Origin of the sequence: Citrobacter sp. RHBSTW-00599, from assembly GCF_013784065.1 — a bacterium.
Lineage (GTDB): Bacteria > Pseudomonadota > Gammaproteobacteria > Enterobacterales > Enterobacteriaceae > Citrobacter > Citrobacter braakii.
Genome location: NZ_CP056717.1, coordinates 4,715,963 through 4,741,071, shown reverse-complemented (window position 1 = coordinate 4,741,071; position 25,109 = coordinate 4,715,963). Strand labels below are relative to the sequence as shown.

Below are 25,109 nucleotides of genomic sequence, written 5' to 3'. Positions count from 1 at the left end.
ATGGCCAATAATACCACTGGATTCACCCGAATTATCAAAGCTGCAGGCTATTCCTGGAAAGGTTTTCGCGCCGCATGGATCAATGAGGCGGCATTCCGCCAGGAAAGCGTTGCCGTACTGTTGGGCGTAGCCATCGCCTGCTGGCTGGACGTTGACGCCATTACCCGCGTGCTGTTGATTGGTTCCGTGATGCTGGTGATGATCGTTGAAATCCTCAACAGTGCGATTGAGGCGGTGGTTGACCGTATTGGCTCTGAGTATCACGAACTTTCCGGTCGGGCGAAAGATATGGGCTCGGCGGCGGTATTGCTGTCTATTTTTGTCGCTCTGATCACCTGGGGCATCCTGTTGTGGTCGCATTTGCGATAAAGATTCCACAACTGCATAAATCTCCTGTTTTTTGTGCAGTTTGCGGTTCCAAAATCACCTTTAGCTGTATATACTCACAGCATAACTGTATATACACCCAGGGGGCGGAATGAAAGCGTTAACGGCCAGGCAGCAAGAGGTGTTTGATCTCATTAGGGATCACATCAGCCAGACAGGTATGCCACCGACGCGTGCGGAGATCGCGCAGCGTTTGGGGTTCCGTTCCCCAAACGCCGCTGAAGAACACCTGAAAGCGCTTGCGCGTAAAGGCGTACTTGAAATTGTATCCGGCGCATCGCGCGGTATTCGACTGCTGCAGGAAGAAGAAGAAGGGTTACCGCTTGTCGGACGTGTGGCGGCAGGCGAGCCACTGCTGGCGCAGCAGCACATCGAAGGTCACTATCAGGTCGATCCTTCACTGTTCAAACCGAACGCCGATTTTCTGCTGCGCGTCAGCGGTATGTCGATGAAAGACATCGGTATTATGGACGGTGATTTACTGGCTGTGCATAAAACTCAGGATGTGCGTAACGGTCAGGTTGTTGTTGCCCGTATCGACGACGAAGTCACCGTTAAGCGCCTGAAAAAGCAGGGCAACAAGGTTGAGCTCCTGCCAGAAAACAGCGAATTTAAACCTATTGTTGTCGACCTGCGCGAGCAAAACTTCACTATTGAAGGGTTGGCGGTAGGCGTCATTCGTAACGGTGAATGGCTGTAATTTTCTGTTGATTCCCTGTAGGCCGGATAAGACGTTTACGTCGCTATCCGGCAACTTGCCCGGTGGCGCTACGCTTACCGGGCCTACACAGCATCTTTTTTCAGTACATCTAACTTCTTCTCAGGCTCTCCTGTATGCCTTTCTTTACCTCTTCTGATAAAGCACTCTGGCACCTCGCCTTACCGATGATCTTCTCCAATATCACCGTTCCCCTCTTGGGACTGGTGGATACCGCGGTGATTGGTCATCTGGATAGTCCGGTCTATCTTGGCGGCGTTGCTGTTGGCGCCACGGCGACCAGCTTTCTCTTTATGCTGCTACTTTTTTTGCGCATGAGTACCACCGGCCTTACCGCGCAGGCATTTGGCGCGAAAAATCCGCAGGCGCTGGCGCGCGCGTTGGTGCAGCCGCTATTGCTGGCGCTGGGCGCGGGGCTGCTTATCGCACTGTTTCGTACGCCGATTATCGATCTGGCTCTGCACATTGTCGGCGGAAGTGAGGCGGTACTGCAGCAGGCCCGACGCTTCCTGGAAATCCGCTGGTTAAGCGCACCCGCGTCGCTGGCGAATCTGGTGCTGCTCGGTTGGTTACTTGGCGTTCAGTATGCGCGCGCGCCAGTTATCCTGTTGATTGTCGGCAATATTCTCAACATTGTGCTCGATTTATGGCTGGTAATGGGCCTGCATATGAACGTACAGGGAGCGGCGTTAGCGACGGTGATTGCCGAATATGCCACGCTGCTAATTGGCCTGATGATGGTACGCAAAGTCCTGCATATGCGTGGAATTTCGCTGGCAATGTTGAAGCTGGCGTGGCGTGGCAGCTTCCGTCGTTTGCTGGCGCTCAACCGCGACATCATGCTGCGTTCGCTGCTGTTACAGCTCTGCTTTGGGGCCATTACGGTTCTGGGCGCGCGTTTGGGAGGCGACATCATCGCGGTTAACGCCGTTCTGATGACTCTGCTGACGTTTACCGCCTACGCGCTGGATGGATTTGCCTATGCCGTGGAAGCGCATTCGGGTCAGGCCTATGGGGCGAGGGATGGCAGCCAGTTGCTTGATGTCTGGCGGGCGGCCTGTCGACAGTCCGGTATTGTGGCTATTCTGTTTTCGCTGGTTTATGCCCTGTTTGGCGAGCAGATTGTTGCGCTGCTGACCTCGCTGCCGCAAATCCAACAGTTGGCCGATCGCTATCTTTTCTGGCAGGTGGTTTTGCCGCTGGTGGGGGTGTGGTGTTATCTGCTCGACGGTATGTTTATTGGAGCGACACGGGCTGCAGAAATGCGCAACAGTATGGCCGTTGCCGCAGCAGGGTTCGCATTAACGCTACTGGCTTTACCGTTGCTGGGAAATCATGGTTTGTGGCTGGCGTTAACCGTTTTTCTCGCGCTGCGTGGGCTTTCCCTGGCCTTTATCTGGCGACGTCACTGGCGTAATGGAACCTGGTTTGCCTGAACGGATGGTTAAAAATTCCGAATAGTAAATAAAACCCAGAATCCCTGACTACACTTATTCTCACGTCCAGCAAAAACAGCATGTGTCTGGACATGGCACTCTCGCTATTCACAACCTAACGATGAGGACTTGATGATGAATAAAGACGAAGTCGGCGGTAACTGGAAGCAGTTTAAAGGTAAAGTGAAAGAGCAATGGGGCAAACTGACCGATGATGATATGACGGTCATTGAAGGTAAACGTGACCAACTGGTCGGTAAAGTCCAGGAGCGTTACGGTTACGCGAAAGATCAGGCGGAGAAAGAAGTGACCGATTGGGAAAAACGTAATGATTACCGCTGGTAATTAACCCTTCCCTCCTGAGAGTACAAGGATGTACGCTCTCCCACCCGCTTAACGCCCAACTTTTTTCTTCACCTGAATCGTATGGTCATGCTGGCATTCGCCAGGGTGACGACATGACTCAACCTCCACACAGGCCGGGCACAGTCCATGGGCTTCAATAACGTTATGTCGCAGGGCAAAGCCCATTTTGGCTGCCAGCGTATGCATGATGTCTTCCACGCCTTCCGCGCACTCTTCTTTTACCACACCACAGCGGTCGCAAATGAACATTGCGGAACTGTGAGTTGGCTGATCGAACAGATGGCAAAGCACATAGCTGTTGGTGGATTCCACCTTGTGCACAAACCCTTGTTCCAGCAGAAAATCGAGCGCACGATACACGGTCGGCGGCTTGGCCTGCGGCTCGGTTTCCCGCAACAGGTCAAGTAGGTCGTAAGCGCTGATTGCGCCTTCCTGCAGGCTCATCAGGCGCAGCACTTCGAGGCGTTGTGGCGTAAGACGTACGTTGCGTTGCGCACAGAGTTTTTCAGCTTGAGTCAATAACTCCTGCGTGGTGGTTTTGTCCATTTGGCGCCTCGATTTGCGTGCAAGGTTAATCCCTTACTTTAACATGTTCTGTTTAAAACACCGAGATCCACCACGGTGTGCTATACCTGACCCATCGCAATACTGGAAAATAATCATGAAAAGACCCGATTGTATTCGTCACTGGCGTGAAGTTGAGGGGGCTGATGATTCCACCTATCCCGACAGCGATGAGCTGTTTTCCATAGGTGCGCCGCTTGCCCGCAAGCTGGGGTTAGGGCGACTCGGCATTCATCATGAGCGCCTGCCGCCGGGCCGACGCACCTCGTATCCGCACGCTGAAAGCGATGAGGAAGAGTTTATCTATGTGCTGGAAGGATATCCTGAAGCCTGGATTAACGGTTATTTATGGAAGCTGGAACCGGGTGACAGCGTCGGTTTCCCGGCGGGCACCGGCGTGTGTCACACCTTTATCAATAACACCAGTGAAGAGGTACGTCTGCTGGTCGTGGGTGAGGCGAACAAAAAATACAATCGTATTTATTATCCGCTTAATCCGGTTTATGCCGCCACGCGTGAGGACCGCTGGGTCGACCATCCACCGCAGTTTTTTGGATCTCACGACGGAAAACCGGGGCGTAAATAGCGCTTGTCGGGGAGCAGGGAGGGGGAACCGCGAGGATGTGGCTCACTATCGTAACGGTCTATGCTATAGTAGCGCCCCTTTTTTAACCGGATGCTTGAATATTCGCCATGCTGCCTGAATCTCAGTCTACCGCTTTTCCCGCTCATCGTTTTTCTATCGCGCCGATGCTCGACTGGACGGACAGACATTGCCGCTACTTTTTGCGCTTACTGTCCAGCCAGACGCTGCTCTACACGGAGATGGTAACCACCGGCGCGATCATTCATGGTAAAGGCGATTATCTGGCGTATAGCGAAGAAGAACATCCGGTCGCTTTGCAACTGGGCGGGAGCGATCCGGCTGCGCTGGCGCAGTGCGCAAAGCTTGCTGAACAACGGGGCTATGACGAAATTAACCTCAACGTGGGTTGCCCTTCCGACCGTGTACAGAATGGAATGTTTGGTGCCTGTCTGATGGGGAATGCGCAACTGGTCGCTGATTGCGTCAAAGCGATGCGCGATGTGGTATCGATTCCGGTAACGGTGAAAACCCGTATCGGTATTGATGACCAGGACAGCTACGAATTCCTGTGCGATTTCATCAACACGGTCTCCGGTAACGGTGAATGTGAGATGTTTATCATCCACGCCCGCAAGGCTTGGTTGTCCGGGCTAAGCCCGAAAGAAAACCGCGAAATCCCACCGCTGGATTATGACCGTGTTTATCAGCTAAAGCGCGATTTTCCGCATCTGACGATGTCGATCAACGGTGGCATAAAATCGCTGGAAGAAGCGAAAATCCATCTGCAACATATGGATGGCGTGATGGTGGGGCGCGAAGCTTATCAAAACCCAGGCATTCTGGCGTCCGTTGACCGCGAGATTTTTGCTGTCACCAGCGAAGATGCCGATCCGGTCGCCGTAGTGCGTGCGATGTATCCGTATATTGAGCGTGAACTGAGTAAAGGAACCTATTTGGGGCATGTCACGCGCCATATGCTGGGACTGTTTCAGGGGATTCCAGGGGCACGGCAGTGGCGTCGCTATCTGAGCGAAAATGCGCATAAAGCCGGGGCAGATATTGAGGTTCTGGAACATGCGCTGAAGCTGGTGGCAAACAAACGTTAAGTTTTCGCCAAAAGTTAGTGAATTTCACCACGCCCTGCGCTTCGTCGTGGGGCGTTTGCTTTATAAATCAATATATTAATTTTGGCATGTTTCTTGTAAAGCTGTGGAGAGTATTTCATTTCGGGAGAGAGCCATGCTGGAACTACTTTTTGTGATTGGATTTTTTATCATGCTGATGGTCACCGGCGTATCTTTGCTGGGAGTGCTGGCCGCATTGGTGGTAGCCACTGTGGTGATGTTTTTGGGCGGACTATTTGCGTTGATGATTAAACTGTTGCCCTGGCTGTTATTGGCCGTTGCCGTGGTGTGGGTTATCAAGGCGATAAAAGCGCCAAAAGTCCCACAGTATCAGCGCAATAACCGCCGATTTTACTAAGGTATTGAGCGGTGTGTCACAACCTGCAACATTGCCTTTAGAAGCAAATAGGAATTGATTATCAAATCTGTCACTATTGCCAGGTTAACGAATTCATCGAGCTGTACCCTACATACAGCCGAACTAAAAAAAGAAAGGGCTTCCTACGGGAAGCCCTAATTCTTTCTTCCCCCTTCATAATTCAAACCGCAGGTTTGTTGGCGGCTTGAATTATTTAGCGGAAATGAGGGCGTTACGGGATCAGCAAACTCGACCCCTGTGTGGCCCGGCTTTCCAGCACTTCATGAGCACGCTGCGCGTCGTGCAGTGCGAACGTCTGGCCCGGTGCGACATCCACTTTGATCACTCCGCTGGCAATCAGCGAGAAAAGCTCATTGCTGGCTTCGGTTAATTCATGGTGGTTGGTGATGTAACCCTGGAGTGAAGGGCGAGTCACGTACAGCGAACCTTTCTGATTCAGAATGCCTAAGTTAACGCCAGTCACCGGTCCGGAAGCATTACCAAAGCTGACCATGAGCCCCCGGCGCTGCAGGCAATCCAGTGAGGCTTCCCAGGTATCTTTCCCCACCGAGTCATACACCACCCGCACTTTTTTACCGCCAGTGATCTCTTTTACTCGTTCTACAATGCTCTCTTCACGATAGTTAATGACCTGCCATGCGCCGGCCTGCAGCGCAATTTGCGCTTTTTGCGCATTACCGACGGTGCCAATCAGCTTCGCACCCAATGCTTTTGCCCACTGGCAGGCAATCATACCGACGCCGCCTGCTGCCGCATGGAACAAAAATGGTTCATCGGGCTGAATTTCATAGGTCTTACGCAACAGATAAAAAACGGTGAGCCCTTTAAGAAATGAGGCTGCAGCTTGTTCAAACGAGATAGCGTTGGGCAAAATAGCGGTTTTATCAGCCGGGACGTTATGCACTGAGCTGTAGGCGCCCAGGGGAGACTGAGCGTAAACCACGCGATCGCCGGCTTTAATGTGCGTCACTTTGCTACCGACTTTACTGACCACGCCTGCGGCTTCGGTACCCAGACCGCTGGGCAGAGAAGGCGGCGGATAAAGACCACTGCGGATATAGGTGTCGATATAGTTGATCCCAATCGCTTTGTTCTCGACCTGGATTTCATTTTCCGCCGGGTCTACAGGCGTAAACTCCACAGCCTTGAGTACATCAGGGCCACCATGCTTGTGAAATTCAATACGTGTTGCCATGCTTCCTCCAAAAGAAATGTGGTAATCTTTCGACCCAATCATTATCTCGGTAACTCCATTCACTATGGCAGGAAATAAACCCTTCAACAAACAACAGACTGATGCTCGTGAGCGCGATCCCCAGGTCGCCGGGCTGAAAGTACCGCCGCACTCGATTGAAGCGGAACAGTCGGTGTTGGGCGGTTTAATGCTGGATAACGAGCGCTGGGACGATGTGGCTGAGCGTGTGGTGGCGGAAGATTTTTATACCCGACCGCACCGGCACATCTTCACCGAAATGCATCGCCTGCAGGAGATGGGAAAACCCATCGATCTGATCACGCTTGCAGAATCGCTGGAAGTTCAGGGGCAACTGGACAGCGTCGGCGGTTTTGCTTACCTGGCTGAGTTATCTAAAAATACGCCAAGTGCAGCGAACATTAGTGCCTATGCGGATATTGTCCGCGAACGTGCCGTTGTTCGTGACATGATTTCGGTGGCGAACGAGATCGCGGAAGCCGGGTTTGATCCGCAAGGCCGTTCCAGTGAAGATCTGCTGGACCTCGCGGAATCCCGCGTCTTTAAAATTGCTGAAAGTCGCGCCAACAAAGACGAAGGTCCGAAAAATATTACCGATGTGCTCGACGCTACCGTCGCGCGTATCGAACAACTGTTCCAGCAGCCACACGACGGTGTCACCGGGGTCAACACCGGTTATGACGACCTCAATAAAAAGACTGCTGGTTTGCAGCCGTCAGACTTAATTATCGTCGCCGCGCGTCCGTCGATGGGTAAAACGACATTTGCAATGAACCTCGTCGAAAATGCGGCGATGTTGCAAGATAAGCCGGTTCTTATCTTTAGTCTTGAAATGCCCTCAGAACAGATCATGATGCGTTCCCTGGCCTCACTCTCACGTGTAGACCAAACCAAAATCCGTACCGGTCAACTGGATGATGAAGACTGGGCGCGAATTTCCGGAACAATGGGTATTTTGCTGGAGAAACGAAACATCTATATTGATGACTCCTCCGGCCTGACGCCAACGGAAGTGCGCTCGCGTGCCCGTCGTATCGCCCGCGAACACGGTGGTATCGGACTTATCATGATCGACTACCTGCAGCTGATGCGCGTGCCGTCGCTCTCCGACAACCGTACGCTGGAAATTGCTGAAATTTCCCGCTCGCTGAAAGCGTTAGCGAAAGAACTGCATGTGCCAGTGGTGGCGCTGTCGCAGCTTAACCGCTCTCTGGAACAACGCGCCGATAAGCGTCCGGTCAACTCGGATCTGCGTGAGTCCGGCTCCATCGAGCAGGATGCCGACTTAATCATGTTTATCTATCGTGATGAGGTTTATCACGAAAACAGCGACCTGAAAGGCATCGCCGAGATCATTATCGGTAAACAGCGTAACGGCCCGATCGGTACGGTGCGCCTGACGTTTAACGGTCAGTGGTCGCGCTTCGATAACTATGCTGGCCCGCAGTACGACGACGAATAACAACACTGAATCAGGTTACTCAAGCAAATACTTATCAAGGAATACAAATGCAAGCGGCAACTGTAGTCATTAACCGCCGCGCTCTGCGACACAACCTGCAACGTCTGCGTGAACTGGCTCCAGCCAGTAAACTGGTTGCGGTCGTGAAAGCGAACGCTTACGGCCATGGTCTGTTAGAGACCGCGCGAACGCTCCCCGATGCGGACGCTTTTGGTGTCGCTCGTCTTGAAGAAGCCCTGCGGTTGCGAGCGGGAGGGATCACGCAGCCCATCCTGCTGCTGGAAGGATTTTTTGATGCTTCCGATCTGCCGACTATCTCCGCGCAGCGTCTGCATACTGCCGTCCACAACCAGGAGCAGCTTGAAGCTCTGGAAGCCGCGGTACTGGCTGAACCGGTCACCGTCTGGATGAAGCTCGACACGGGAATGCACCGCCTGGGCGTGCGTCCGGAGCAGGCCGAGGCGTTTTATCAGCGCTTGACACAATGCGAAAACGTGCGCCAGCCGGTCAATATCGTCAGCCACTTTGCGCGCGCGGACGAGCCTGAGTGCGGCGCGACCGAAAAGCAGCTCGATATCTTCAATAGCTTTTGCGCAGGCAAACCGGGTCAACGTTCGATCGCCGCGTCGGGTGGTATTCTGCTGTGGCCGCAGTCTCACTTCGACTGGGCGCGTCCGGGGCTGATTCTGTATGGCGTATCGCCGTTGGAAAACCACTCTATCGGTGCCGATTTTGGCTGCCAGCCGGTGATGTCGCTCACTTCCAGCCTGATTGCGGTGCGTGAACACAAAGCGGGCGAGCCGGTTGGCTATGGTGGAACCTGGCTGAGCGAGCGCGACACGCGTCTGGGCGTGGTGGCGATGGGCTATGGCGATGGTTATCCGCGCGCTGCGCCGTCTGGGACACCGGTACTGGTCAATGGCCGTGAAGTGCCGATCGTCGGTCGCGTCGCGATGGATATGATTTGCGTCGATTTAGGTCCCGAGGCGCAGGACAAAGCCGGCGATTCGGTTATCCTGTGGGGTGAAGGCCTGCCCGTTGAACGCATTGCTGAAATGACGAAAGTAAGTGCTTACGAACTTATCACGCGCCTGACCTCAAGGGTGGCAATGAAGTACATCGATTAAGTTCATGATGTGCCGGATAAGGCGGTTACGCCGCCATCCGGCAATATTCCTCTCAACATCCTCTCGATCTTCTCCCGCTTCCGGTTTATTGTGTTCTTAACCCCTGCCTGTAAACCTGGAGAACCACACGTGTTTCAAAAAGTTGACGCCTACGCTGGCGACCCGATTTTATCGCTCATGGAGCGTTTCAAAGACGATGCACGTAGCGACAAAGTGAACCTCAGCATCGGTCTGTACTACAACGAAGACGGCATTATTCCTCAGCTTAAAGCGGTGGCAGAAGCGGAAGCCCGACTGAATGCCAAACCGCATGGCGCTTCGCTGTATCTGCCGATGGAAGGTCTGAACACTTATCGCCATACTATTGCGCCGCTGCTGTTTGGCGCAGAGCATCCGGTTCTCCAGCAGCAGCGCGTCGCAACGATTCAGACGCTGGGCGGCTCCGGTGCGCTAAAGGTTGGCGCAGACTTCCTGAAACGCTATTTCCCTGATTCTGGCGTGTGGGTCAGCGATCCGACCTGGGAAAACCACATCGCGATTTTTGAAGGTGCTGGATTCGAAGTAAGTACTTACCCCTGGTATGACGACACCACCAATGGCGTGCGTGTCAACGACCTGCTGGCCACGCTGAACACCTTACCGGCGCGCAGCATCGTACTGCTGCATCCGTGCTGCCATAACCCGACGGGTGCGGATTTAACCCCCGCGCAGTGGGATGGTGTCATTGAGATCCTGAAAGCTCGCGATCTGATCCCGTTCCTGGATATTGCTTACCAGGGTTTCGGCGGCGGAATGGAAGACGATGCCTATGCGATCCGCGCCATTGCCAGCGCCGGATTGCCTGCACTGGTCAGCAACTCATTCTCGAAGATTTTCTCTTTGTACGGCGAACGTGTCGGCGGACTTTCAGTGGTCTGTGAAGACGCTGATGCCGCCAGCCGCGTTCTGGGGCAGCTAAAAGCGACGGTGCGTCGTAACTATTCCAGCCCGCCAAACTTTGGTGCGCAGGTCGTGGCCGCGGTGTTGGGTGATGACGCGCTGAAAGCCAACTGGCTGGCGGAAGTCGAAGAGATGCGTACCCGTATTCTGGCGATGCGCCAGGCGCTGGTTAACGTATTGAATGCGGAGATCCCTGGTCGTAACTTTGATTACCTGCTGCAACAGCGCGGGATGTTCAGCTATACCGGGCTCAGCGCTGCTCAGGTCGATCGCCTGCGCGATGAGTTCGGTGTGTACCTGATAGCCAGCGGTCGTATGTGCGTGGCCGGGTTGAATCACGGTAACGTGCAACGCGTGGCGAAGGCATTTGCCGCCGTCATGTAACCGGGTTTTTAGGCCTGATAAGCGTCGCGCCATCAGGCATTGTATTGCCGGATAGAGGTGTAATCACCTTATCCGGCCTACTTTCTTTCACCGTGCTATTGGTCTGTTTTCCAATGTGATCATGCTCTTTTTCCAGGACAAAACCAGAGAAAATCCTTCCTTTCCCTCCCCCTAAGGGGTAAGGTCAGATAGTTTTTTGACCAGTTGTTAATAAAAAAATGATAACTAACTGACTACTTAGGGAAAAATATGCGCAAGTTTACGTTGGCACTGAGTGCCGTTTGTTTATTGTTCACGCTAAATCAGCCGGCCCAGGCGTTAGTTTCTTCTCCCTCTCAGCTTAATCCAGGCACCAACGTTGCAAAACTCGCTGAGCAGGCACCCATTCACTGGGTCTCCGTGGCACAAATTGAAAACAGCCTGACCGGACGCCCGCCGATGGCCGTCGGGTTTGATATCGATGACACCGTCCTCTTTTCCAGCCCAGGCTTCTGGCGCGGAAAAAAAACGTATTCTCCGGACAGTGAGGATTACCTGAAAAATCCGGCCTTCTGGGAAAAAATGAACAATGGCTGGGACGAATTCAGCATTCCGAAAGAAGTGGCGCGTCAGTTGATTGATATGCACGTGCGTCGCGGCGACAGCATCTTTTTCGTAACCGGGCGTAGCCAAACGAAGACCGAAACGGTGTCGAAAACGCTGTCCGATAACTTTCACATCCCGGCCGGCAATATGAACCCGGTCATTTTTGCCGGTGATAAGCCGGGTCAGAATACGAAAACGCAGTGGCTGCAGGATAAAAATATCCGCATGTTCTACGGCGACTCTGATAATGACATTACCGCCGCCCGAGATGTGGGTATTCGCGGTATTCGTATTTTACGCGCTTCTAACTCCACTTATAAACCGTTGCCACAGGCCGGCGCGTTTGGTGAAGAGGTGATCGTCAACTCGGAGTATTGAGGACGTTGCTTGCGGTTGTTGTTTTTTTAAACAAATTTGCGTTGCCTGCTTTTACCTTTTGCGGACTTGCTGCACACTGAATAAAAGATGTTCTCATTAGGCAATATGCTGGTAAGGGGAATTAAGATGACGAATTCGGAGTTGCTGCAATACTGCATGGCAAAAATGGGCGCCGAGCAGAGCGTACACAGTGACTGGAAGGCCACACAAATCAAAGTCGAAGATGTGCTTTTTGCCATGGTAAAAGAGGTGGAAGAACGCCCGGCGGTGTCACTGAAAACCAGCCCGGAACTGGCAGAGTTGTTACGTCAGCAGCATAGCGATGTACGGCCAAGCCGGCATCTCAATAAGGCGCACTGGAGTACGGTGTATCTGGACGGCTCGCTGCCGGATTCGCAAATCTACTACCTGGTAGACGCCTCTTATCAGCAGGCCGTAAACACGCTGCCGGAAGATAAACGCCGGATACTGGCGCAGTCCTGATCTGTTTTCCGCAATGAGGCGCCAGCGCCTTATCCGGCCTACAAGCAATTATGCATATTTTGTAGGCCTGATAAGCGTAGCGCCATCGGCATGATTACAACAGTGGTTTGAGGAAACGGGCCGTGTGTGAGGCTTCACACTCAGCGACCGTTTCTGGTGTGCCTGAAACCAGAATTTCCCCGCCGCCGCTGCCGCCTTCCGGACCGAGATCGACAATCCAGTCAGCGGTTTTTATCACGTCCAGATTGTGCTCAATCACTACGATGGTGTTGCCCTGATCCCGGAGCTGATGCAGCACGTCCAGCAGTTGCTGAATATCCGCAAAATGCAGACCGGTGGTCGGTTCATCGAGAATATACAGCGTTTGACCGGTACCGCGTTTGGACAGTTCACGCGCCAGCTTTACGCGCTGCGCTTCACCGCCCGAGAGCGTGGTGGCGGACTGACCCAGTCGGATGTACGTCAGACCCACGTCCATCAGCGTTTGCAGCTTACGTGCCAGCGCCGGAACGGCATCGAAGAACTCACGCGCTTCTTCAATCGTCATATCCAGCACCTCGTGGATAGTCTTGCCCTTATACTTAATCTCCAGTGTTTCACGGTTATAGCGCTTGCCTTTACACTGATCGCACGGCACGTAGATATCCGGTAAGAAGTGCATTTCGACTTTGATCACGCCGTCGCCCTGACAGGCTTCACAGCGTCCGCCGCGGACGTTAAAGCTGAAACGACCCGGAGTATAACCGCGCGCACGCGACTCCGGCACACCGGCAAACAATTCGCGCACTGGCGTAAACACGCCGGTGTAGGTTGCCGGGTTAGAGCGCGGCGTACGGCCAATCGGGCTTTGGTCAATGTCGATCACTTTGTCGAAATGTTCCAGACCCTGAACATCACGATATGGCGCGGGTTCAGCCAGCGTGGCGCCGTTCAGCGCCGTCTGCGCAATCGGGAACAGCGTGTCGTTAATTAGCGTCGATTTACCCGAACCGGAAACACCGGTAATGCAGGTAAATAAACCAACCGGCAGCGTCAGGGTGACATCTTTCAGGTTGTTACCGCGCGCGCCGGTCAGCTTCAACACTTTTTCCGGGTCTGCCGCCACGCGCTGTTTCGGCACTTCAATCTTGCGCTTACCGCTCATGTACTGGCCGGTCAGCGACTCAGGCACGGCCATGATATCTTTTAGCGTACCTTCGGCAACCACCTGGCCGCCGTGAACGCCCGCGCCGGGGCCGATGTCGATAACGTGGTCAGCGGCGCGAATCGCATCTTCATCGTGCTCAACCACAATGACGGTATTGCCCAGATTACGCAGGTGGATAAGCGTACCCAACAGACGCTCGTTATCGCGCTGATGCAGACCGATAGACGGTTCATCCAACACGTACATTACGCCGACCAAACCTGCGCCGATCTGGCTTGCCAGACGAATACGCTGGGCTTCGCCGCCGGAGAGCGTTTCTGCTGAACGCGACAGCGTCAGATAGTTGAGGCCGACGTTGACCAGGAACTTCAGACGATCGCCAATCTCTTTGAGAATTTTCTCTGCAATCTTCGCTCGCTGACCCGCAAGCTTCAGGTTGTTGAAGAAATCCATGGCGTGACCGATGCTCATGTCGGAAATCGCGGGCAGCGGCGTATTTTCGACAAATACGTGGCGGGCTTCCCGGCGTAAACGCGTCCCCTCACAGCTGGCGCACGGTCGGTTGCTAATGAACTTGGCTAATTCTTCACGTACCGCGCTGGATTCCGTCTCTTTATAACGGCGCTCCATATTGTGCAATACGCCTTCGAACGGATGGCGGCGTACGGACGTATCGCCGCGATCGTTCATGTATTTAAATTCGATATTCTCTTTGCCGGAACCGTACAGCACCACTTTATGCACGGCAGGGTTCAGGCTGGCCCATGGGGCTTCGACGTCGAATTTATAGTGTTCCGCCAGTGACTTAAGCATCTGGAAGTAATAGAAGTTACGGCGATCCCAGCCGCGGATAGCACCACCGGCCAGCGACAGTTCCGGATTTTGGATCACCCGGTCAGGATCGAAATACTGCTGCACGCCGAGACCGTCACAGGTCGGGCATGCACCCGCTGGGTTATTGAACGAGAACAGACGTGGTTCCAGCTCGCGCATGCTGTAGCCGCAGATCGGACAGGCGAAGTTGGCGGAGAACAGCAACTCTTCCGCTTTCGGATCGTCCATATCGGCGACCACCGCCGTACCACCGGACAGTTCCAGCGCGGTTTCAAAGGATTCAGCCAGTCGCTGGGTGAGATCGTCGCGTACTTTAAAGCGGTCAATCACCACTTCAATAGTGTGTTTCTTTTGCAGTTCAAGCTTGGGCGGATCGGAAAGGTCGCACACTTCACCGTCGATACGGGCGCGGATATAGCCCTGGCCTGCCAGGTTTTCCAGCGTTTTAGTATGCTCGCCTTTACGCTCCTTAATCACCGGCGCCAGCAGCATCAGACGTTTGCCTTCCGGCTGCGACAGAACGTTGTCCACCATCTGGCTAACGGTCTGGGCCGCCAGGGGAACGTCGTGATCCGGGCAGCGCGGTTCGCCAACGCGGGCAAACAGCAGACGCAGATAGTCGTGAATTTCGGTAATCGTACCTACCGTGGATCGCGGGTTGTGGGATGTCGATTTTTGTTCAATTGAGATGGCGGGAGACAGCCCCTCAATGTGGTCGACATCCGGCTTTTCCATCAGCGACAGAAACTGACGCGCGTACGCGGAAAGGGATTCAACGTAACGACGCTGCCCTTCGGCATACAAGGTGTCGAAAGCGAGCGAAGATTTGCCTGAGCCCGAAAGCCCGGTGACGACAATCAGCTTGTCGCGCGGGATGACGAGGTTGATGTTTTTGAGATTATGGGTGCGGGCGCCCCGAACTTCGATCTTATCCATTCATCTTTCCCGGATTAAACACTTTTTTGCCTGGCTGCATGGTGCTACCGGCGATCACAAACGGTTAATTATGACACAACCTGACCTGAATGGATATACAGTATTGGAATGCAAAACGCAGATGCCTGTGCAACAATGTCTGTCTGGGGTTGTTTACTGGAATCGATCTCGCAACGTAGTAAAAGCGCTATTGGAAATGCTACAATCCCGCGCTTACACTTATTCAGTAACGTTTTTCAGGAGACACGATCATGGCCAGCAGAGGCGTAAACAAGGTGATTCTCGTCGGTAATCTGGGCCAGGACCCGGAAGTACGCTATATGCCGAATGGTGGCGCAGTTGCCAACATTACGCTGGCTACTTCCGAATCCTGGCGTGATAAAGCGACCGGCGAAATGAAAGAGCAGACTGAATGGCACCGTGTGGTGCTGTTCGGCAAACTGGCGGAAGTTGCCAGCGAATATCTGCGTAAAGGTTCCCAGGTCTATATCGAAGGTCAGCTGCGTACCCGCAAATGGACCGATCAATCCGGCGTAGAAAAGTACACCACTGAAGTTGTGGTTAACGTTGGCGGCACCATGCAAATGCTGGGCGGTCGTCAGGGGGGTGGGGCTCCGGCAGGTGGCGGCCAGCAGCAGGGTGGTTGGGGTCAGCCTCAGCAGCCGCAAGGTGGCAATCAGTTCAGCGGCGGCGCGCAGTCTCGCCCGCAGCAGTCGGCTCCGGCAGCGCCGTCTAATGAGCCGCCGATGGATTTCGACGACGATATTCCGTTCTAATCCTTCTGCTTTTCGCTGAAAATTATGGCTACCTCAGGACTGGGGTAGCCATATGCAATTCTGTTATCAGTTCAACACCATCGGCCAGTCTGGCGGTGTATGACTCATCACTTCAACCATTACGGTTTCAATGTTCTTCCAGATTGCGGACATATCCACCAGGGTTATGCCGAGTAATCCGGTCGCAAACCAGCAGGCAAAAACCAGCCCTAAACCGCTGCTAATGACGGCCAGGCCAATATAATCTGATTTACGAAAACGGATATTAAGCGTACTGGCTAAAAACATCAGCACTGCACTGAGTAATTGCCACCGCAGAAGAACCACGCCAGTTGTTATCGTTGCCATGAAAAACGTCCTCAGAAAGTCTGGATGCCCAGGACAGCGCGGGGGTGTTCACCGAGGGTGTAGTACTCTGGCTATCGACGGGCAATAACATGAATGAAACATCGTTTCTGTTACATGATTTTTGTGAACTATATCACATATGCTCGTTTGTTCACCAGTGTTGGGCGTATTTTTTGCAGGACGATAACCATGTTAAATATGTGGGTATATTCAAGCAAGCAACGATACTAAATAATCAATCTTAAAGATGCATTTTTGTTGCCTGTTTTATTTATCCTAAATTCATCGTTAAAAAAATCTAATGAATTTCTTAAATAAAGCCAGGATAGTGCTTATAAAAAATTACTCCTTGAGGATAATAACGTTATGAAATAAGCATAACTTTAAGTTTGCCTTACGGAAAAATAATATCATCATCAACTATTATCAGACTTTTACATAGAGAAGTCTGTTGCTAATACTGATAGATTCATGCAACTTAATCAGTCGGTGTTTATAGCATCTTGCCTTAATGGGTTCTGGCATATACGAAACAGGGAAACAGGGCTGACATGAATCACAGTGCGCGACGCAAGATACTGAAGTTCCTCGGAACATTCATGGTGGTATTGCTCCCCGTGGTGCTGGCGTTATGGTTTGCTCAAATCCGGGCAATGTCCGAAACCCGTAATCAACTTCGCTCTTTTGCGCAACTGGTGTTAAATAAAACTGAATTGGTGATCCAACAAGCCGATTTAGCGCGAGATATGGCCCTGTTGTATCAAGGTAAGATGTGTACCCCGGCACATCAGAAAAATATGCTAGATATTATTCGTGGTCGTTTATATATCAGCGAGCTAATTTATGCGCAGGGCGATCATTTTTTGTGCTCTGCGTCGATGGCGCCGCCAGTCGCCTATATTATGCCGACCGCCGACTATAAACGTACGCCGGACATCTCCATCTATTACTATCGCGATACCCCCTTTTTCGCTGGCTACAGAATGACGTATATGCAACGTGGAAACTACGTTGTCGTCATCAACCCATTATCTTACAGCGAAGTTATGTCAGATGACCCGGACCTGTCCTGGGGCGTGTATGACACGGTAACGGGTACTTTTTTCTCTGCCAGCGAAGGGGCGCCTATTGCGCAGTTATTGCCGTTGGTGCACGGTGAAGCCTCAACCTTCCAGTTGGACGATCGCTTCTACACCAAAGTGCATTCAGAAAAACGCCCGATTGCGATTATTGTGTCGACCTCGGATAAACGCATACATTCGATTTTCTATCATGAGGCTGCCTTAACGATTCCTTTCGGGATTATCTGCAGCATCCTGATGCTGTTAATGTGGTGGCGCACGCGTCAGGAATACTTATCTCCCCGCCGCTTGTTAAAACGCGCAATCAAAAAACGTCAACTGTGTCTGCACTACCAGCCGATCATTGATATCGAAAACGGTCAGTGCGTAGGGGCTGAGGCTCTGCTGCGCTGGCCGGGCTGTGATGGTGAAGTAATGAGCCCAACCGAGTTTATTCCGCTGGCTGAAAAAGAGGGAATGATTGAGCGGATCACGGATTACGTGATTGAAGAGGTATTCAACGATTTAGGATATTTTCTTTCGGCGCATCCTCAGCTTTATATCTCGATAAACCTCTCTGCTTCTGACTTTCATTCATCCCGACTTATTGCCCTGATTACCGACAAAAACCGTGAGTACTCTGTGGCGGCCCAGCAAATTAAAGTTGAGGTGACGGAACGCGGGTTTATTGATGTAGATAAAATGACCGCGGTAATCCAGGCGTTTCGTCAGGCGGGTTATGAAGTGGCGTTTGATGATTTTGGGACGGGATATTCCAATCTACACAATTTATCCGCGTTGAATATCGATATCCTGAAGATCGACAAATCATTTATTAGTACGTTGTCCACCAACAGCACCAGTCACCTGATTGCCGAACATATCATCGAAATGGCGCAAAGCTTACACCTGAAGATGATTGCGGAAGGGGTAGAGACGGTTGAGCAAATCGAGTGGCTGCGCGAACGTGGCGTACAGTATTGTCAGGGCTGGTATTTTGCGAAGGCGCTGCCGCCACAGGAGTTCATGCACTGGATACAACGGTCGCCCGCCATACTGACGCAGAGCGGGCAATAATCTTACAGGCGGTGGCGGTAATCGCTGGGGGTACGATCAAACTCGCGGCGAAACACGCGTGAGAAGGTTTGTTGTGATACGTAACCAAGATCCATCGCGATATCGAAAATAGGTCGCTCGGTCGTCCGCAGTTCAACAGCAGCCAGCAGGAGTCGACGCTGGCGGATATAGTCACCCAACGTCTGGCGCATCACCGTGCGGAACATTCTCTGTAAATACCACTTCGAGTAACCTGATTTTTTCGCCACCGCCTCAATGTTCAGCGGCTGATCGATATGGTCGTCAATCCATTCAATAAGGGTCTGAATAATCTGCTGATGGGACATAGGGCTGCCTCTTTTTCAGTATTCGATTCGTCGTTTTGTCTGTGGGCGAGTATAATTCCTCAAGTTAACTTGAGGTAAAGCGATTTATGGAAAAGAAATTACCCCGAATAAAAGCGCTGCTCACGCCTGGTGAAGTCGCAAAGCGTAGCGGCGTGGCGGTATCAACCCTGCATTTCTATGAAAGCAAAGGGTTAATCAGCAGTATGCGCAACAGCGGCAATCAGCGCCGATACAGACGTGATGTGTTGCGTTATGTGGCGATTATCAAGATTGCTCAACGCATCGGGATCCCGTTGGCAACGATCGGTGACGCGCTCGGCGTATTACCTGAAGGACATTCGCTCAGTGCTAAAGAGTGGAAGCAGCTCTCTTCGCAATGGCGTGAAGAGCTGGATCGACGCATTCATACTTTAGTGGCGCTACGCGATGAGCTGGATGGGTGTATTGGTTGCGGTTGTTTGTCGCGCAGCGATTGCCCGTTGCGTAACCCTGGCGATCAGCTTGGCGAGAAGGGGACCGGGGCGCGTCTGCTGGAAGATGATTGATGTGAAATATCTGATGGATGGACGGATATAAAACTAAAGCGCCACAGAGGGCGCTTTAGTTTGGTTCCGGTCTTTGTCTTTCACTCTATCCCGCTGGTTCACGGGAGGGTTTCCCCCGACATCAACACCCCTCAGTCGAGCACATTAGGTGAGGTTCCGGTCTGTGTTGATAATGTAATTGTAAGCCACCTCTCTCCATTTACCAGTGAAATGGTGATTTTTTAGCCAAAAAATTTTCCGCATCTTCACCGGTTTTCTTGCGCAAGTTTGCGTGAAAAAGGCACACCGATGTTGTAATAACTCCGCAAATTTTGTTGCCAGACTGCGCATTGACGATAACGTTTGCGCATCGACTGATTATTTATTGCGCGTTATAAGAAGAAATGAGTAAAAAGCGGCAAAGTTCAGTTGAAAACCAGCGTATGATCGCTGGATAATCGTTTGCTTTTTTTTACCACCCGTTTTTTATGCGCGGAGCTAAACGTTTGCTTTTTTGCGACACCCCTATTGACGCAAACCTGGCACATGGAGAAAACGTTTAGCAGGCAGTGGATTGTCCAGCACGCATAATGACGAAAAAATAAACTCTCAGGGGATGTTTTCTATGTCTACGCCTTCAGCGCGTACCGGCGGTTCACTCGACGCCTGGTTTAAAATTTCGCTCCGCGGCAGTACCGTTCGTCAGGAAGTCGTTGCCGGATTAACGACGTTCCTGGCCATGGTCTACTCCGTTATCGTGGTTCCGGGGATGCTGGGTAAAGCCGGATTTCCGCCTGCCGCTGTATTTGTGGCAACCTGTCTGGTCGCGGGCGTCGGTTCTATTGTGATGGGCCTGTGGGCAAACCTGCCGCTGGCGATTGGTTGCGCCATTTCTTTGACGGCGTTTACCGCATTCAGCCTGGTACTGGGACAACATATCAGCGTGCCTGTTGCGCTGGGTGCGGTGTTCCTGATGGGTGTCCTGTTTACCATCATTTCCGCGACCGGTATTCGTAGCTGGATCCTGCGCAATCTACCGCAGGGTGTTGCGCACGGTACGGGGATTGGTATCGGCCTGTTCCTGCTGCTGATTGCGGCAAACGGCGTGGGTCTGGTTATTAAAAACCCGCTGGACGGCCTGCCGGTTGCGCTGGGCGATTTCGATACCTTCCCGGTGATTATGTCGCTGGTAGGTCTGGCGGTGATTATTGGCCTCGAAAAACTGAAAGTACCGGGCGGTATCCTGCTGACTATTATCGGTATTTCCGTAGTGGGTCTGATTTTCGACCCGGCCGTACATTTCTCCGGTATTTTTGCCATGCCGTCTCTGAGCGACGAAAACGGCAACTCGCTGATCGGTAGCCTGGATATTATGGGCGCACTAAACCCAATCGTACTGCCGAGCGTGCTGGCGCTGGTCATGACCGCTGTCTTCGATGCGACCGGAACCATCCGTGCGGTAGCCGGACAGGCGAATCTGCTGGATAAAGACGGACAGATTATTGACGGCGGCAAAGCGCTGACCACCGACTCCCTGAGCAGCGTGTTCTCTGGCCTGGTGGGCGCTGCACCGGCGGCGGTTTATATTGAATCCGCAGCGGGTACGGCGGCAGGCGGCAAAACCGGCCTGACGGCGATCACCGTTGGCGTACTGTTCCTGCTGATCCTGTTCCTCTCTCCGCTCTCTTATCTTGTACCAGTATATGCAACGGCACCTGCGCTGATGTATGTGGGCCTGCTGATGTTGAGCAACGTAGCGAAAATCGACTTTGCTGACTTTGTCGACGCTATGGCGGGGCTGGTAACGGCCGTATTTATCGTGCTGACCTGTAACATCGTGACCGGCATTATGATTGGCTTTGCTACCCTGGTGATTGGCCGTATCGTCTCTGGCGAATGGCGCAAACTGAACATCGGCACAGTGGTCATCGCCATCGCGCTGGTGGCCTTCTACGCTGGTGGTTGGGCTATCTAATCCTCATTTGATGAAGATTCTGAAAACGGGTGGCTTTGGCCGCCCGTTTTTATTTTCACAACACTCTCGTTGTCTTTTGCGTTACTCTCAAGTAGATAGAATTGAGGCACGACGCCTCTCATCACTGATCATAAGAAACATCGCAAACAGGGAACGCATGGAAATCTTTTTCACCATACTCATCATGACCCTTGTGGTCTCGCTGTCGGGGGTTTTTACTCGCGTATTGCCATTCCAACTCCCTTTACCCCTTATGCAGATCGCCATCGGCGCCTTGCTGGCGTGGCCGACGTTTGGTTTGCATGTGGAATTCGATCCTGAGCTTTTTCTGGTTCTGTTCATCCCGCCGCTGCTCTTCGCCGATGGCTGGAAGACGCCAACCCGTGAGTTTCTGGAGCACGGGCGAGAGATCTTCGGCCTTGCGCTGGCGCTGGTTCTGGTCACGGTGGTCGGGATTGGCTTTATGATTTACTGGCTGGTGCCGGGGATCCCTCTCATCCCGGCCTTTGCGCTGGCCGCTGTCCTGTCGCCAACCGATGCCGTGGCCCTTTCCGGCATAGTGGGGGAGGGACGCATACCGAAGAAAATCATGGGTATACTGCAGGGCGAAGCGTTGATGAACGACGCCTCCGGTCTGGTGTCACTGAAATTTGCCGTCGCCGTGGCGATGGGCACGATGGTGTTTACGGTTGGTGGCGCAACGCTTGAATTCTTCAAGGTAGCGATTGGCGGTATCCTGGCCGGTTTTGTCGTCAGTTGGCTGTACGGGCGCTCCCTGCGTTTTCTCAGCCGCTGGGGGGGTGATGAACCGGCAACGCAAATCGTTCTGCTGTTCCTGCTGCCGTTTGCGTCTTACCTGATTGCGGAACACATCGGTGTTTCCGGCATCCTCGCGGCGGTCGCAGCCGGGATGACGATCACCCGTTCCGGGGTAATGCGCCGGGCGCCGCTGGCGATGCGTTTACGTGCTAACAGCACCTGGGCGATGCTGGAGTTTGTGTTTAACGGCATGGTTTTCTTGCTGTTAGGACTGCAGTTGCCGGGGATTCTGGAGTCTTCTTTGGCGGCGGCAGAAGCCGACCCGAATGTTGAAATCTGGATGCTGTTTACCGATATCGTGCTGATTTACGTGGCGCTGATGCTGGTACGTTTTGGCTGGCTGTGGACGATGAAGAAGTTTAGCCTGCGCTTCCTGAAGAAAAAGCCGATGGAGTTTGGTTCCTGGACGACGCGTGAAATCATGATCGCCTCCTTTGCGGGCGTGCGTGGGGCCATTACTCTCGCCGGTGTGCTCTCTATTCCGCTGCTGTTACCGGATGGTAGCGGCTTCCCGGCGCGATATGAGCTGATCTTCCTTGCCGCGGGCGTGATTCTGTTCTCGCTGTTTGTTGGCGTGGTGATGCTGCCGCTTCTGCTGCAACACCTGGAAGTGGCAGACCACTCGCAGCAGCAGAAAGAGGAACGAATTGCCCGCGCTGCCACGGCGGAAGTGGCGATTGTCGCCATCCAGAAAATGGAGGAGCGTCTGGCCGCAGACACCGAAGAGAACATCGACAATCAGTTGCTCACCGAGGTAAGTTCACGCGTCATCGGTAACCTGCGTCGACGCGCCGACGGACGCAACGACGTAGAAAGCTCGATGCAGGAAGAAAACCTCGAGCGGCGTTTCCGTCTGGCGGCCCTGCGTTCCGAGCGCGCGGAACTTTATCACCTGCGCGCCACGCGGGAAATCAGCAATGAAACGTTGCAAAAACTGCTGCACGATCTGGATTTGCTGGAAGCGCTGTTGATCGAGAACGAATAAACGGTTGTGCCTGATGGCGCTACGCTTATCAGGCCTACGGAATCCAATTGTAGGTCTGATAAGCGTTAAGCCGCATCTGGCATGTTACGACTCTTGCGTTAGCCAGAACCCTTCACAGCATTTGAGCCACGCCTGGGCGCTGTGCGACAGATACACCCCTTCGCGCCAAATCATGCCCAACTGCCAGCGTAAATCACTCTCCAAAGGGATCCAGCGCAGCGTCTGCTTATCCAAGCGCTGGCAAATCGGCTCCGGTAAAATGGCGATCCCGACTCCGGCTTGCACCATCGCCGCCAGAAAATCCCACTGCCCACTGCGTACCGCGATGCGGGGTTTGACATTGTGCTGGTTAAACAGCTCAAGCAACTGACGGCTCAACGCGAAATCTTCGTTATAGATAAGCAGGGGATGCTCCGCTAACGCCTCGGGGGAAATGGATTCACACGTTGTCCACTGACCGGAGCGGGGGACCAGCACACAGAGCGGATGGCTAAAAAGCGGTAAGGTCGCCAGGCCGCTCTCTTCTTCAACCGGCAGCGCGGTCATCGCGACATCCAGATCGCCGTTCATCACCGCCTGCTGGACGGTTAAGCCTCCAAATTCAGACACCTTCAGTTCAACGCCGGGATAGCGCTGGCGAAACAGGCTGATAGGCCCGGCCATCAACATACCGACCATGGGGGGGATGCCGAGGCGCAGCACTCCCTTGTTGAGGTGATTAATGTCGCTGAGTTCTGCTTCGAGCTGGCGAAACTCGGCGAGGATCGCCAGGCCGCGTTCGAAAACAACCTGTCCAGTGTCGGTTAACAGCAGTCGCCGACCGTCGCGGATTAACAGCGTGCAGTTAAGCTCGTCTTCAAGGTTCTTCAACATCTTGCTGATGGTGGGCTGGGTGACAAAAAGCTTCTCCGCTGCGCGGGTAAAGCTCTGCTGACGAACCACCTCAACAAAATAGCGCAGCGTTCTGATATCCATGATTATTCCTTAAGACTATGCCTGCAATGAGTTTAATTCATTTCAGTCCTGGACGGGGGCTCTCTATACTGGCGCTCTCTATTTTTTAAGGACATACCCTCATGGCTGTGGCGATAAGCCGCGTGACGCCTGCCGTTATTCATCGACTCCAGATCCCCGTTCAGGTTCTGTTGTACGCAGGTCTATTTGTATTTGCTCAATATCTTGTCTCCTGGTTGCATCTGCCGCTTCCTGCCAACCTGGTTGGGATGGTGCTGATGTTGGCGCTGATTGTCTGCCGGGTTATCCCGTTGAACTGGATTCGCGCAGGCGCTCGCTGGTTACTGGCTGAAATGCTGCTGTTTTTTGTTCCGGCGGTGGTGGCTGTAGTCAACTATACGCAGCTGTTGTTGGTCGATGGTTGGCGCATATTTGCTGTCATTGCGCTAAGTACGTTGATGGTGCTTGGCGCAACGGCGTGGGTCGTGGATAAAGTGTATCGCTATGAAATGAGCAGGCTAAACCGTGAGTAATTTCCAGCTAAGCGTGCTGTGTCTGGTGATTACGCTGGGCATCTATTTTGCCAACAAGCGCCTGTATCGCCGTTTTCGTAAATTACCGCTGATGCCGTTAGTGTTCACTCCGGCGCTGCTGGTCCTGATGCTGGTCTTCGGGCATATCTCCTGGCAAAACTATATTGGTGAATCGCACTGGTTGCTGTGGCTGTTAGGCCCTGCGACCATCGCTTTTGCCGTTCCGGTTTATGACAACCTTGCCGTGATTAAGCGGCACTGGATGTCACTGACGGCGGGCGTGGTGACGGCAACGCTGGTGGCCGTTACCAGTTCCGTGTGGCTGGCGCGTCTGTTTATGTTGCCTGATGAAATCCAGCGTAGCCTGGCGGTGCGCTCCGTCACCACGCCGTTTGCGCTGGCAGCAGCAGAGCCGTTGGGTGGGCAACCAGACCTGGTGGCATTGTTCGTGGTAGTGACCGGTGTATTTGGTATGGCGGTTGGCGATGTACTGTTTTTACGGCTTTCTATTCGGGAAGGGATGGCGAAAGGCGCAGGATTTGGCGCAGCCTCGCATGGTGCGGGCACGGCGCGCTCTTATGAGCTCGGCCAGCAGGAGGGCGTGGTCGCCAGCCTGGTGATGATGCTTTCCGGCGTGGTGATGGTGCTGGTAGCGCCGCTGGTCGCAAGGCTGATGTTCTGAC

At 53.2% G+C, this 25,109-nt stretch carries 25 protein-coding genes; 19 read left to right on the top strand and 6 right to left on the bottom strand.

The window, feature by feature from the left end:
- The 4 genes from HV243_RS22990 to HV243_RS22975 all read left to right on the top strand — a co-directional run bounded on the left by HV243_RS22990 (nt 1) and on the right by HV243_RS22975 (nt 2,886).
- Nucleotides 1-369 (top strand): diacylglycerol kinase, encoded by a 369-nt coding sequence (locus HV243_RS22990; RefSeq protein ID WP_003826594.1) that lies wholly within the window; start codon nt 1-3, stop codon nt 367-369.
- Between the two features lie 109 nt (nt 370-478).
- Complete coding sequence (lexA, locus tag HV243_RS22985; RefSeq protein WP_003826596.1) at nt 479-1,087, top strand: transcriptional repressor LexA; 609 nt, start codon at nt 479-481, stop codon at nt 1,085-1,087.
- 134 nt (nt 1,088-1,221) lie between these two features.
- Nucleotides 1,222-2,541 (top strand): MATE family efflux transporter DinF, encoded by a 1,320-nt coding sequence (gene dinF / locus HV243_RS22980; protein ID WP_181603896.1) that lies wholly within the window; start codon nt 1,222-1,224, stop codon nt 2,539-2,541.
- A gap of 135 nt (nt 2,542-2,676) precedes the next feature.
- Nucleotides 2,677-2,886, top strand: a complete 210-nt coding sequence (locus HV243_RS22975) for a CsbD family protein (RefSeq protein WP_019077869.1) — start codon at nt 2,677-2,679, stop codon at nt 2,884-2,886.
- A gap of 48 nt (nt 2,887-2,934) precedes the next feature.
- On the opposite strand, the gene zur is transcribed toward HV243_RS22975, so the two are convergent.
- The gene (gene zur, locus HV243_RS22970) at nt 2,935-3,453 is read right to left on the bottom strand and encodes a zinc uptake transcriptional repressor Zur (RefSeq protein WP_046275041.1); all 519 of its coding nucleotides are present in this window, start codon (nt 3,451-3,453) and stop codon (nt 2,935-2,937) included.
- A gap of 115 nt (nt 3,454-3,568) precedes the next feature.
- On the opposite strand from zur, the gene HV243_RS22965 reads away from it, so the two are divergent.
- The 3 genes from HV243_RS22965 to pspG all read left to right on the top strand — a co-directional run bounded on the left by HV243_RS22965 (nt 3,569) and on the right by pspG (nt 5,539).
- The gene (locus HV243_RS22965; protein ID WP_016155350.1) at nt 3,569-4,057 is read left to right on the top strand and encodes a cupin domain-containing protein; all 489 of its coding nucleotides are present in this window, start codon (nt 3,569-3,571) and stop codon (nt 4,055-4,057) included.
- Nucleotides 4,058-4,164: 107 nt separating this feature from the next.
- Nucleotides 4,165-5,163 (top strand): tRNA dihydrouridine(20/20a) synthase DusA, encoded by a 999-nt coding sequence (dusA, locus tag HV243_RS22960; RefSeq protein WP_053389614.1) that lies wholly within the window; start codon nt 4,165-4,167, stop codon nt 5,161-5,163.
- A 133-nt stretch (nt 5,164-5,296) separates the two neighbouring features.
- Nucleotides 5,297-5,539 carry an envelope stress response protein PspG gene (pspG, locus tag HV243_RS22955; RefSeq protein ID WP_016155352.1) on the top strand — a complete coding sequence of 81 codons (243 nt, stop codon included), beginning with the start codon at nt 5,297-5,299 and terminating at the stop codon, nt 5,537-5,539.
- A 232-nt stretch (nt 5,540-5,771) separates the two neighbouring features.
- Here the strand turns inward: pspG and HV243_RS22950 are convergent, their stop codons facing one another.
- On the bottom strand, nt 5,772-6,755 hold the full coding sequence (locus HV243_RS22950) for a quinone oxidoreductase (RefSeq protein WP_016155445.1): 984 nt from the start codon (nt 6,753-6,755) through the stop codon (nt 5,772-5,774).
- Nucleotides 6,756-6,819: 64 nt separating this feature from the next.
- Between HV243_RS22950 and dnaB the strand changes: the two genes are divergently transcribed.
- From dnaB to HV243_RS22925, 5 genes are all read left to right on the top strand, one after another.
- Nucleotides 6,820-8,235, top strand: coding sequence for a replicative DNA helicase (gene dnaB, locus HV243_RS22945; RefSeq protein WP_003826610.1), 1,416 nt, complete (start codon nt 6,820-6,822; stop codon nt 8,233-8,235).
- Between the two features lie 47 nt (nt 8,236-8,282).
- Nucleotides 8,283-9,362, top strand: a complete 1,080-nt coding sequence (gene alr / locus HV243_RS22940) for an alanine racemase (protein WP_016155354.1) — start codon at nt 8,283-8,285, stop codon at nt 9,360-9,362.
- Between the two features lie 129 nt (nt 9,363-9,491).
- On the top strand, nt 9,492-10,685 hold the full coding sequence (tyrB, locus tag HV243_RS22935) for an aromatic amino acid transaminase (protein WP_053389613.1): 1,194 nt from the start codon (nt 9,492-9,494) through the stop codon (nt 10,683-10,685).
- Between the two features lie 249 nt (nt 10,686-10,934).
- Nucleotides 10,935-11,648: an acid phosphatase AphA gene (aphA, locus tag HV243_RS22930; protein ID WP_003826615.1), complete on the top strand. Its 714-nt coding sequence runs from the start codon at nt 10,935-10,937 to the stop codon at nt 11,646-11,648.
- A 126-nt stretch (nt 11,649-11,774) separates the two neighbouring features.
- The gene (locus tag HV243_RS22925) at nt 11,775-12,131 is read left to right on the top strand and encodes an MmcQ/YjbR family DNA-binding protein (RefSeq protein WP_016155357.1); all 357 of its coding nucleotides are present in this window, start codon (nt 11,775-11,777) and stop codon (nt 12,129-12,131) included.
- Between the two features lie 94 nt (nt 12,132-12,225).
- Here the strand turns inward: HV243_RS22925 and uvrA are convergent, their stop codons facing one another.
- Nucleotides 12,226-15,048 carry an excinuclease ABC subunit UvrA gene (uvrA, locus tag HV243_RS22920; RefSeq protein WP_016155358.1) on the bottom strand — a complete coding sequence of 941 codons (2,823 nt, stop codon included), beginning with the start codon at nt 15,046-15,048 and terminating at the stop codon, nt 12,226-12,228.
- A 251-nt stretch (nt 15,049-15,299) separates the two neighbouring features.
- On the opposite strand from uvrA, the gene ssb1 reads away from it, so the two are divergent.
- Nucleotides 15,300-15,824, top strand: a complete 525-nt coding sequence (gene ssb1, locus HV243_RS22915; protein WP_003826621.1) for a single-stranded DNA-binding protein SSB1 — start codon at nt 15,300-15,302, stop codon at nt 15,822-15,824.
- Between the two features lie 66 nt (nt 15,825-15,890).
- Here the strand turns inward: ssb1 and HV243_RS22910 are convergent, their stop codons facing one another.
- The gene (locus HV243_RS22910; RefSeq protein ID WP_016155360.1) at nt 15,891-16,172 is read right to left on the bottom strand and encodes a YjcB family protein; all 282 of its coding nucleotides are present in this window, start codon (nt 16,170-16,172) and stop codon (nt 15,891-15,893) included.
- 551 nt (nt 16,173-16,723) lie between these two features.
- Between HV243_RS22910 and HV243_RS22905 the strand changes: the two genes are divergently transcribed.
- On the top strand, nt 16,724-18,310 hold the full coding sequence (locus HV243_RS22905; protein WP_053389612.1) for an EAL domain-containing protein: 1,587 nt from the start codon (nt 16,724-16,726) through the stop codon (nt 18,308-18,310).
- Between the two features lie 2 nt (nt 18,311-18,312).
- On the opposite strand, the gene soxS is transcribed toward HV243_RS22905, so the two are convergent.
- Nucleotides 18,313-18,636, bottom strand: coding sequence for a superoxide response transcriptional regulator SoxS (gene soxS, locus HV243_RS22900; RefSeq protein WP_016155362.1), 324 nt, complete (start codon nt 18,634-18,636; stop codon nt 18,313-18,315).
- A gap of 86 nt (nt 18,637-18,722) precedes the next feature.
- On the opposite strand from soxS, the gene soxR reads away from it, so the two are divergent.
- The 3 genes from soxR (at nt 18,723) to HV243_RS22885 (ending at nt 22,939) form a co-directional block, all read left to right on the top strand.
- Entirely contained in the window at nt 18,723-19,181 is a 459-nt protein-coding gene (gene soxR / locus HV243_RS22895) for a redox-sensitive transcriptional activator SoxR (protein WP_016155363.1), read from the top strand.
- Between the two features lie 604 nt (nt 19,182-19,785).
- Complete coding sequence (gene ghxP, locus HV243_RS22890; protein ID WP_016155449.1) at nt 19,786-21,135, top strand: guanine/hypoxanthine transporter GhxP; 1,350 nt, start codon at nt 19,786-19,788, stop codon at nt 21,133-21,135.
- Nucleotides 21,136-21,292: 157 nt separating this feature from the next.
- Nucleotides 21,293-22,939, top strand: coding sequence for a Na+/H+ antiporter (locus HV243_RS22885; RefSeq protein ID WP_016155450.1), 1,647 nt, complete (start codon nt 21,293-21,295; stop codon nt 22,937-22,939).
- An 84-nt stretch (nt 22,940-23,023) separates the two neighbouring features.
- Here HV243_RS22885 and HV243_RS22880 read toward each other — a convergent pair whose 3' ends face one another.
- Nucleotides 23,024-23,914, bottom strand: coding sequence for a LysR family transcriptional regulator (locus HV243_RS22880; RefSeq protein WP_016155366.1), 891 nt, complete (start codon nt 23,912-23,914; stop codon nt 23,024-23,026).
- A 101-nt stretch (nt 23,915-24,015) separates the two neighbouring features.
- Between HV243_RS22880 and HV243_RS22875 the strand changes: the two genes are divergently transcribed.
- Both HV243_RS22875 and HV243_RS22870 read left to right on the top strand, forming a co-directional pair.
- Nucleotides 24,016-24,426: a CidA/LrgA family protein gene (locus HV243_RS22875; protein ID WP_016155367.1), complete on the top strand. Its 411-nt coding sequence runs from the start codon at nt 24,016-24,018 to the stop codon at nt 24,424-24,426.
- Entirely contained in the window at nt 24,419-25,108 is a 690-nt protein-coding gene (locus HV243_RS22870; RefSeq protein ID WP_049282883.1) for an LrgB family protein, read from the top strand. Before HV243_RS22875 ends, HV243_RS22870 begins: the two co-directional genes overlap by 8 nt.
- Nucleotide 25,109: the final 1 nt, after the last annotated feature.

Bases quoted from the DNA above. Each gene is read 5' to 3' on its own strand.
- HV243_RS22885 (WP_016155450.1), top strand. From the start codon at position 21,293: ATGGAAATCTTTTTCACCATACTCATCATGACCCTTGTGGTCTCGCTG.
- HV243_RS22990 (WP_003826594.1), top strand. From the start codon at position 1: ATGGCCAATAATACCACTGGATTCACCCGAATTATCAAAGCTGCAGGC.
- HV243_RS22875 (WP_016155367.1), top strand. From the start codon at position 24,016: ATGGCTGTGGCGATAAGCCGCGTGACGCCTGCCGTTATTCATCGACTC.
- pspG (WP_016155352.1), top strand. From the start codon at position 5,297: ATGCTGGAACTACTTTTTGTGATTGGATTTTTTATCATGCTGATGGTC.
- dinF (WP_181603896.1), top strand. From the start codon at position 1,222: ATGCCTTTCTTTACCTCTTCTGATAAAGCACTCTGGCACCTCGCCTTA.
- uvrA (WP_016155358.1), bottom strand. From the start codon at position 15,048: ATGGATAAGATCGAAGTTCGGGGCGCCCGCACCCATAATCTCAAAAAC.
- HV243_RS22925 (WP_016155357.1), top strand. From the start codon at position 11,775: ATGACGAATTCGGAGTTGCTGCAATACTGCATGGCAAAAATGGGCGCC.
- soxR (WP_016155363.1), top strand. From the start codon at position 18,723: ATGGAAAAGAAATTACCCCGAATAAAAGCGCTGCTCACGCCTGGTGAA.
- zur (WP_046275041.1), bottom strand. From the start codon at position 3,453: ATGGACAAAACCACCACGCAGGAGTTATTGACTCAAGCTGAAAAACTC.
- ghxP (WP_016155449.1), top strand. From the start codon at position 19,786: ATGTCTACGCCTTCAGCGCGTACCGGCGGTTCACTCGACGCCTGGTTT.
- HV243_RS22910 (WP_016155360.1), bottom strand. From the start codon at position 16,172: ATGGCAACGATAACAACTGGCGTGGTTCTTCTGCGGTGGCAATTACTC.
- ssb1 (WP_003826621.1), top strand. From the start codon at position 15,300: ATGGCCAGCAGAGGCGTAAACAAGGTGATTCTCGTCGGTAATCTGGGC.
- HV243_RS22880 (WP_016155366.1), bottom strand. From the start codon at position 23,914: ATGGATATCAGAACGCTGCGCTATTTTGTTGAGGTGGTTCGTCAGCAG.
- aphA (WP_003826615.1), top strand. From the start codon at position 10,935: ATGCGCAAGTTTACGTTGGCACTGAGTGCCGTTTGTTTATTGTTCACG.
- HV243_RS22965 (WP_016155350.1), top strand. From the start codon at position 3,569: ATGAAAAGACCCGATTGTATTCGTCACTGGCGTGAAGTTGAGGGGGCT.
- soxS (WP_016155362.1), bottom strand. From the start codon at position 18,636: ATGTCCCATCAGCAGATTATTCAGACCCTTATTGAATGGATTGACGAC.
- HV243_RS22975 (WP_019077869.1), top strand. From the start codon at position 2,677: ATGAATAAAGACGAAGTCGGCGGTAACTGGAAGCAGTTTAAAGGTAAA.
- HV243_RS22905 (WP_053389612.1), top strand. From the start codon at position 16,724: ATGAATCACAGTGCGCGACGCAAGATACTGAAGTTCCTCGGAACATTC.
- dusA (WP_053389614.1), top strand. From the start codon at position 4,165: ATGCTGCCTGAATCTCAGTCTACCGCTTTTCCCGCTCATCGTTTTTCT.
- alr (WP_016155354.1), top strand. From the start codon at position 8,283: ATGCAAGCGGCAACTGTAGTCATTAACCGCCGCGCTCTGCGACACAAC.
- dnaB (WP_003826610.1), top strand. From the start codon at position 6,820: ATGGCAGGAAATAAACCCTTCAACAAACAACAGACTGATGCTCGTGAG.
- HV243_RS22950 (WP_016155445.1), bottom strand. From the start codon at position 6,755: ATGGCAACACGTATTGAATTTCACAAGCATGGTGGCCCTGATGTACTC.
- lexA (WP_003826596.1), top strand. From the start codon at position 479: ATGAAAGCGTTAACGGCCAGGCAGCAAGAGGTGTTTGATCTCATTAGG.